Source organism: Dietzia sp. NPDC055343, assembly GCF_053645265.1.
In genome coordinates, this window is record NZ_JBSHMJ010000029.1 from 35,255 (window position 1) to 43,364 (window position 8,110).

An 8,110-nucleotide genomic window follows, 5' to 3' on the forward strand; every position below is an offset into this window, starting at 1 on the left:
GTTCAGGTCGGGCGTGGCCCGAGGTTAGGAAACCTTCAATGATGTCTCCACCGCTCCGGGCTCGCTCGCGGGATGATCGGGTGGACATGCGATGAGGAGGGGCCCATGAATCCAGCCCCTGGAACCACGCCGGTGATCGTCGGGGTCGGGCAGGCGTCGGACCCGCTCGACTCCGCCGATTATCGGTTTTGGTCGTCCGCCGACCTGGCGGCCGCGGCCGGGCGGGCGGCGATCGAGGATGCGGCGGGGTCGCCGGGCAGGGTCTCGACCGCAATCGATGTGCTCGCGGGTATCCGACCGTTCGAGCTGTCCGGGCCGGTCGAGCCACCTCTCGGCGGGGCGTCGAACTACCCGCGCGCCGTCTGTCGACGCATCGGGATCGACCCGCCCCGCGCCGTGCTGGAGATGGTGGGTGGGCAGAGCCCGCAGCACCTGGTCACCGAGTTCAGCGGCCGGATCGCCCGCGGCGACTGCGACGCGGTACTGATCACAGGCGGCGAGGCCCTGTCGACGGAGGCTCACTTCGCCGACAGGAACGACCGGCCGGATTTCGCCGATCACACCGACGGCCCTCTCGAGGACCGCGGCGCCGGGTGGGACTACTACCTCGACGACAACCTGCTCACCCACGAACTGTTCAGCGCCCCGGCCGCCTATGCGCTGGTCGATACCGCCCGTCGGGCCGCGCTCGGCATGGATCCGGCGGCCTATCGCCGCGCGATCGGTGAGCTGTTCGCGCCGTTCACCGAGGTCGCCGCCGGGAATCCGCTCGCGGCCGTGCGGCGGGCGTTCACCGCCGAGAAACTCGCCACCGTCACCCCGGACAACCGCATGGTGTGGTCTCCCTATCCACGTCGGACGATCGCGCGGGAGAAGGTAAACCTCGGAGCGGCGGTCCTGCTCATGTCCCAGGACGCGGCGCAGGCGGCGGGTGTGCCACGGGAGCGGTGGGTGTACCTGCACGGACACGCCGACGTCACCGACCTCCCGCTGCTCGAGCGGCCGAGGTTGGACCGCGGGACCTCGGCGGTGGACGCCGTGTCGACGGCGCTCGACATGGCGGGGATCGGCGTCGATGACGTGACGACCTTCGACCTCTACAGCTGCTTTGCCGCGCCGGTGTTCGCGGTTCTCGACGGGCTCGGGCTCCGGGTCGACGATCCACGCCGCTTCACCGTGACCGGCGGTCTGCCGTTCTTCGGCGGGCCCGGCAACGGCTACAGCACGCACGCGATCGCCGAGACCGTCTCCGCACTGCGTGCGGCAGGTGGCGGATACGGTCTGGTCGGCGCCAACGGCGGGATCCTCGACAAGTACTCGGTCGGGATCTACTCCCCCGACCCGCGCCCGTGGTGCGGCGGCGATCCCGCGCGCGCCCGGGCCCTGACCGGCCCTGCCGCCCGGGTATCGAGTCCCACCGCCCAGGTATCCGGTCCCGCCGCCCGGGTGCCGGACCCTGCGTCCCGGCGGCCGGTCGCCCGGCACGCCGAGGGATCCGCGCGTATCGAGTCGTACACCGTGCACCACGGATCAGGCGGGCCGGATCGCGGGATCATGATCGGCTCCCTGCACGCGGACGGGTCGCGTTTCCTGGCGTTCCTGTCCGAGGAACTGACCGAACTCTCCGTTCGCGAAGAGCTGGTCGGCAGGGACGTCGTGGTGCGGGCCAACGGCCGGCGGAACGTGGCGCGACCGGTTGTGTGAGGAGGGCCACGGTCCTAGCGTGCGGCACATGGATACGGATCTGAAGGCATTGGCGCTGGTCTGCTCGCTCAAGGCCTCGCCCGCGGAGTCCAGTAGCGAACTCATCGCACGACAGGTGCTCGACGAGCTCGCCGGCCACGGGGTCGCCGGGGAGACCGTGCGGGTCGTCGACCACGACGTGCGGCCGGGCGTCGAGGACGACATGGGCGGCGGCGACGAGTGGCCCGCCCTCCTCGAGAAGGTCAGGGCCGCCGACGTACTGGTGCTGGCCACGCCGACCTGGCTGGGTAACCCGTCCAGCATCGCGCAGCGCGTTCTCGAACGGCTGGATGCGCAGCTGTCCGCGACCGACGACGAGGGTCGCCCGGCCATGTTCGGCAAGGTGGCCGTGGTGGCGGTGGTCGGGAACGAGGACGGCGCGCACAAGATCGTCGCCGACCTGTTCCAGGGCCTGAGCGACATCGGGTTCACCATCCCGGCGCAGGGCTGCACCTACTGGAACGGCGAGGCCATGAACCCGGTGGACTACCTGGATCTCGACGAGACGCCGTCGGCAGTGGCCTCGACCAACTCGACGGCGGCGGCAAACGCGGCGCACCTGGCGCGGCTGCTGCGGGGCGCGCAGTACCCGGCGGGCTGAGGCCGGGGCCGCTCAGCCCTTGCTTCCCCGCTCCACCGCACTGCGGACGGTGTAGCGCAGGAACGCCGGGAACGCGACAGCACAGATCACCACACCGATCACCACCAGCACGCCACCTCCCGAGGCGGCGACCGCGGTACCCACCGACGCGGCGGCCACGCCGTGGGCAACGTCGCCGATGCGGGGCCCGCCGGCCACCACCACGATGAACACGCCCTGCAGGCGGCCGCGCATCTCGTCGGTGGCCGAGTCCAGCAGGATCGCCTGGCGGAACGCGGCCGAGATCATGTCGACGGCGCCGCCGAACGCCAGCGCGATGAGCGCCAGCCACAGCCACCACGCCGACCCGCCCGGCGAGGCCGCCGCCACGACGAGGCCGAACGCGACCATCGCCAACCCCCACAGCGCCACGCACACCAGGACCGCCAGGCCCTGGCGTCGCACACGCGGGATCCAGCCGGAGAACACGCCACCCAGCACGGCGCCCACACTCATCGCCGCGAAGAGCATGCCCAGTGCGGTGCCGCCGCTGACCGGGTCGCCGAACGACTCGGTGGCGATCTGCGGGAACAGCGCACGCGGCATGCCGAAGACCATCGCGATGATGTCGACCAGGAACGAGGCGAGCAGGATGCGGCGGGTGGCCAGGTAGACGAACCCGTCGAACACCGACCGCAACCCGACCGACCGGCGCTCGCCCTCGACGGGCTGGGGCGGCAACCGGAACACCGCCCACAGCGTGGCCAGCAGGGCGATCGAGTCGAGCAGGTACAGGGTGTCCAGTCCCACCACAGGGATGAGGATGCCTGCCGAGACGGGGCCGACGATCGCCCCGAACTGCATGACCGTCATGTTGAGCGCGGAGGCGGACGCGAGCTGGTCCGACGGGATCAGCCGCGGGATGATCGCCGCGCGGGTGGGCTGGTTGACGGCGAAGAACGCCTGCTGGACCGCCAGCAGCACCATGACCAGCCACACGTTCTGGTTGCCCGCCGCGGCCTGGAGCCAGAACAGCACCGCGGTCGCGATGAGCCCGAGCGTGGTGATCATGAGCAGCCTGCGCCGGTCGAGCGCGTCGGCCAGGGCGCCACCCCACAGTCCGAACACGATGAGCGGCACCAACGCGAACACGCCCGTCAATCCGACGTAGGCGGAGCTGCCGGTGATCTGGAAGACCTGTTGCGGCACCGCGACGATCGACAGCTGCGCGCCGATCACCGTCACGATGTTGGCGAGCCACAACCTACGGAAGGCCGGTTCGCTCAGCGGCCGGGTGTCCGCGAGCTGCCGTCTGAACACTGACACTCCGGGCACGCTACCCCGCGGGATCAGCCGGAGTACCGCGACCACCCTCTATCCTTGACCGCGGTCCGTACCCTGGGCCGAACCGTCGACCCCACCACTGGGCACCGCCATGCCCGAGGAGACTTGATGACGACACCCCAGACCGACCGCGGGAAGACCGCGGTCATCATCCTGGCCGCAGGGTCGGGCACCCGGATGAAGAGCGACACGCCCAAGATGCTGCACCGCGTGTGTGGTCGGACGATGCTCGGCCACGCCATGCACGCGGCGGCCGGGATCTCCCCGGACGCGATCGTCGTGGTGGTGGGCCACCAGCGCGAGACGGTGTCCGCCGCGGTGCACGAGATCGCCGCCGACCTGGGGGTCCCGGTGTCGACGGCGGTGCAGGTGGAGCAGAACGGCACGGGTGACGCGGTGGCCGCGGGCATGTCGGGCCTGCCGGAGGGGTTCGAGGGAACGGTGCTGGTCACCACGTCCGACATCCCGCTCCTGGACGCGGACACGCTGCGCGAGGTGGTGACGCGCCACGATATGCGGCCGCGGGCGGCGGTCACCGTTCTCACGTCGACGGCGCCCGACCCCACGGGGTACGGCCGGATCGTGAGGAACGACGACGGCGAGGTGCTGCGGATCGTCGAGCACAAGGACGCCACGGAGGACGAGAAGGCGATCACCGAGGTCAACTCGGGCATCTATGCGTTCGACGGGCAGGTCCTGCGGGACAAGCTCGGACAGTTGAGTACCGACAACTCGCAGGGCGAGCTGTATCTCACGGATGTCATCCAGCTGGCCCGGCGCGCCAACGGCCTCATCCGCGGCCACCGCCTCGAGGACGCCGACCAGGTGGCCGGCGTCAACGACCGGGTGCAGTTGGCAGCGCTGTCGGCGGAGATGAACCGTCGGCTGTGCGAGAACGCGATGCGGTCCGGTGCGACGATCGTGGATCCGGCGAGCACGTGGGTCGATGTGGACGTCACGATCGGTCGGGACGTGACGATCCTGCCGGGCACCCATCTGACGGGGGTGACCGAGATCGGCGACGGCGCGACCGTCGGCCCCGACACCACGCTGCAGGACACCACGGTCGGAGCGGGCGCGACCGTCATCCGCACCCATGCGATCGGCGCCACGATCGGGGCTGACGCCGAGGTCGGCCCGTTCGCCTATCTACGCCCCGGGGCCGACCTCGGCGAGTCCAGCAAGATCGGCACTTTCGTCGAGGTCAAGAAGTCGCGGGTCGGCGCCCACACCAAGGTGCCGCACCTGACGTACGTCGGGGACGCCACGATCGGGGAGCACACCAACATCGGGGCCTCGAGCGTCTTCGTCAATTACGACGGAGTGAACAAGAGCCGTACAGTGATCGGCGATCATTGCCGCACAGGATCGGACACCATGTTCGTGGCACCGGTTACCGTCGGCGACGGCGCCTACTCGGGCGCCGGTACCGTGATCAAGGACGACGTCCCGCCGGGAGCTCTCGCGGTGTCCGGTGGACGACAGAGGAACATCGACGACTGGGTGATCGAGAACCGGCCGGACTCCGGCTCGGCGGCGGCCGCCCTTCGAACCCGGAACGACTCTCATAAGGACGGGCGCACGCAGTGAGCGAGTGGATCGACAACCAGAAGAACCTGATGTTTTTCGCGGGGCGCGCACACCCCGAACTCTCCGATCAGGTGGCCGCGGAACTGGGTGTCGAGGTCACCCCCCAGACCGCCCGTGACTTCGCGAACGGCGAGATCTTCGTCCGTTTCGAGGAGTCCGTCCGAGGCTGCGACGCCTTCGTGATGCAGAGCGCCCCGGCTCCGCTGAACAAGTGGATCATGGAGCAGCTCATCATGATCGACGCGCTCAAGCGCGGCAGCGCCAAGCGCATCACGGCGGTTCTGCCGTTCTACCCGTACGCCCGCCAGGACAAGAAGCACCGCGGCCGCGAGCCCATCTCGGCCCGGCTCATCGCCGACCTGCTCAAGACCGCGGGTGCCGACCGGATCATCACGGTCGACCTGCACACCGACCAGATCCAGGGCTTCTTCGACGGCCCGGTCGACCACATGCACGCCCAGGGGCAGCTGTCGGACTATGTCCGCCAGCACTACGGCACGGACAACATCGTGGTGGTCTCCCCCGACGCCGGTCGCGTCAAGGTGGGCGAGAAGTGGGCCGACGCCCTCGACGGCGCCCCGCTGGCCTTCGTCCACAAGACCCGCGATCCCAATGTGCCCAACCAGGTCAAGTCCAACCGAGTCGTCGGTGACGTCGAGGGCCGCACCTGCGTCCTCATGGACGACATGATCGATACCGGTGGCACCATCGCCGGCGCCGTCAAGGTGCTCAAGGACGCCGGCGCGGGGGACGTCATCATCGCCACCACCCACGGCATCTTCTCCGATCCGGCCGCCGAGCGACTCGCGTCGTGCGGCGCCAAGGAGGTCATCACCACGGACACGCTGCCGATCCCGCCGGAGAAGCGCTTCGAGAACCTCACCGTGCTGTCCATCGCGCCGCTGCTGGCCCGGACCATCCACGAGGTCTTCGAGAACGGCTCCGTGACCAGCCTGTTCAACGGTTCCGCGTAGGCAGGCCCGCGATGGACGCCACGATCTACCACAACCCCCGCTGCTCAAAGTCCCGGCAGGCGCTGGAGCTGCTCCGGGAGCGGGGCGTGGAGCCGACGATCATCAAGTACCTCGACACCCCGCCCACCGTCGAGGAACTGCGCACCCTCATCGCCGATGCCGGGCTGACGGTCCGGCAGGCGGTGCGCGTCAAGGAGGCCGAGTTCACCGAGCTCGGCCTCCTCGAGGCGTCCGACGACGAGCTGCTCGCCGCGATGGTCGCCCACCCGCGACTGATCGAGCGGCCGTTCGTGGTGACGCCCAAGGGCACCCGCATGGCTCGTCCCACCGCTGCAGTGGAAGAGATCCTCTGACCCCATGAGAGCCAAGATCTGCGGCATCCGGAACGAGAGCGACCTGCGCATCGCACTCGAGGGCGGAGCCGACGCCATCGGACTGATCTGCGGGATCAACCACCGCAGCGAGGACGAGGTGACCCCGGAGGTCGCCCGCCGCATCACCGCGGCCACTCCCCCGTTCGTCTCCACCGTGCTGGTGACCCACCGGGACACCCCGGAGAGCATTCTCGAGCTGGCAGACCAGACCGGGGTCAACACGATCCAGGTCCACGGCATCGTCACCCTCGAGACCCTCAAGGCCGTTCGCGCCGGCGCCGGCAGCAGGAAGGTCCTCAAGGCCATCCACGTCTCCGGCGAGGAGGCCGTCGACGACGCCGTCGAGGCCGCACCCCACTGCGATGCGCTGCTTCTCGATTCGCGCTCGAAGGACCGGCTCGGCGGAACCGGCAAAACGCACGACTGGTCGATCAGCCGTCGCATCGTCGAGGCCGTCGCCCCGATCGGGACGCCGGTGATCCTGGCCGGTGGCCTGAACCCGGGCAACGTGGGTGCCGCCGCCGAGCAGGTCGGCCCCTACGGCGTGGACGTCAACAGCGGCGTCGACGACCCGAACGGCGACAAGTCGCCCGAACTCTGCCGCGACTTCGTCCGCGGCGCCGCCCGGGCCCTGGCCTGACCGGATTTGGGCAGCCGAACCGGGCGACGGTAGTCTTATCGGGTCATCTCGGCGAGGGAGGGCCGCCCGGCCACTCCGTTATCGACGCGATCACCTCCAGTGCGGTTTTCCGTGAGGTCTCGCTTCGCGCCGGGCCGGAAATACTCACCTAGGGGTCATCGCATGTCCGACAAGAACGCGCTCACTGCCGCCGTCCGTACCGAGTTCGGCAAGGGCTCCGCCCGCCGCGCCCGCCGCGAGGGCCAGGTGCCCGCCGTGCTGTACGGCCACAAGACCGAGCCCCGCCACCTGCTTCTCGGCGCGCTCGAGTTCGCCGCGATCCTGCGCTACGCGGGCACCAATGCCCTGCTGACCCTCGATATCGAGGGCGAGGAGCAACTCGCTCTTCCCAAGCAGATCGACGTGCACCCGCTGACCCGCATCATCGAGCACACCGACCTCCTCGTCGTGAGGAAGGGCGAGAAGGTCGTCGTCGAGATCGCCGTCCTCGTCACGGGCGAGGCCGCCCCGGGCACCCTGGTCACCACCGATGCCGACGTCATCGAGGTCGAGGTCGAGGCCACCAACATCCCCGAGGAGTTCGAGCTCTCGATCGCCGGCGTCGAGGCGGGCACCCAGTTCACCGCCGCCGACGTCACGCTGCCCACCGGCGCCACCCTGATCTCCGACCCGGAGACCCTGCTCGTCAACGTCATCGAGGCGCCGACCGAGGCCGACCTCGAGTCGGACGAGGAAGAGGCCCCCGAGGGCGAGGCCGCCGAGGACGCCGCGAAGGCTGCCGAGGAGGAGTGAGCCTCCCGCGTGTGATGCACGCGGACGCGGCCTGACGGCTGCCTCACCGGACCGGGCCCGGCACGACGATCAC

At 69.8% G+C, this 8,110-nt stretch carries 8 protein-coding genes; 7 read left to right on the top strand and 1 reads right to left on the bottom strand.

Annotation, left to right across the window (positions count from 1 at the left end; genetic code table 11):
* Nucleotides 1–105 precede the first annotated feature (105 nt).
* Entirely contained in the window at nucleotides 106–1,704 is a 1,599-nt protein-coding gene (locus tag ACWIE7_RS13825) for an acetyl-CoA acetyltransferase (protein ID WP_454069535.1), read from the top strand.
* 28 nt (nucleotides 1,705–1,732) lie between these two features.
* The gene (locus ACWIE7_RS13830; protein WP_454058073.1) at nucleotides 1,733–2,344 is read left to right on the top strand and encodes a flavodoxin family protein; all 612 of its coding nucleotides are present in this window, start codon (nucleotides 1,733–1,735) and stop codon (nucleotides 2,342–2,344) included.
* 12 nt (nucleotides 2,345–2,356) lie between these two features.
* On the opposite strand, the gene ACWIE7_RS13835 is transcribed toward ACWIE7_RS13830, so the two are convergent.
* Complete coding sequence (locus tag ACWIE7_RS13835) at nucleotides 2,357–3,649, bottom strand: MFS transporter (RefSeq protein ID WP_452100643.1); 1,293 nt, start codon at nucleotides 3,647–3,649, stop codon at nucleotides 2,357–2,359.
* 126 nt (nucleotides 3,650–3,775) lie between these two features.
* Between ACWIE7_RS13835 and glmU the strand changes: the two genes are divergently transcribed.
* From glmU to ACWIE7_RS13860, 5 genes are all read left to right on the top strand, one after another.
* On the top strand, nucleotides 3,776–5,257 hold the full coding sequence (gene glmU / locus ACWIE7_RS13840; RefSeq protein WP_454069537.1) for a bifunctional UDP-N-acetylglucosamine diphosphorylase/glucosamine-1-phosphate N-acetyltransferase GlmU: 1,482 nt from the start codon (nucleotides 3,776–3,778) through the stop codon (nucleotides 5,255–5,257).
* Entirely contained in the window at nucleotides 5,254–6,231 is a 978-nt protein-coding gene (locus tag ACWIE7_RS13845; RefSeq protein WP_295649082.1) for a ribose-phosphate diphosphokinase, read from the top strand. Before glmU ends, ACWIE7_RS13845 begins: the two co-directional genes overlap by 4 nt.
* Before the next feature lie 11 nt (nucleotides 6,232–6,242).
* On the top strand, nucleotides 6,243–6,584 hold the full coding sequence (gene arsC / locus ACWIE7_RS13850; protein WP_230930016.1) for an arsenate reductase (glutaredoxin): 342 nt from the start codon (nucleotides 6,243–6,245) through the stop codon (nucleotides 6,582–6,584).
* A 4-nt stretch (nucleotides 6,585–6,588) separates the two neighbouring features.
* Nucleotides 6,589–7,245: a phosphoribosylanthranilate isomerase gene (locus ACWIE7_RS13855; RefSeq protein ID WP_454058070.1), complete on the top strand. Its 657-nt coding sequence runs from the start codon at nucleotides 6,589–6,591 to the stop codon at nucleotides 7,243–7,245.
* Between the two features lie 162 nt (nucleotides 7,246–7,407).
* The gene (locus ACWIE7_RS13860; RefSeq protein WP_452100646.1) at nucleotides 7,408–8,037 is read left to right on the top strand and encodes a 50S ribosomal protein L25/general stress protein Ctc; all 630 of its coding nucleotides are present in this window, start codon (nucleotides 7,408–7,410) and stop codon (nucleotides 8,035–8,037) included.
* The last annotated feature ends 73 nt before the right edge of the window (nucleotides 8,038–8,110 follow it).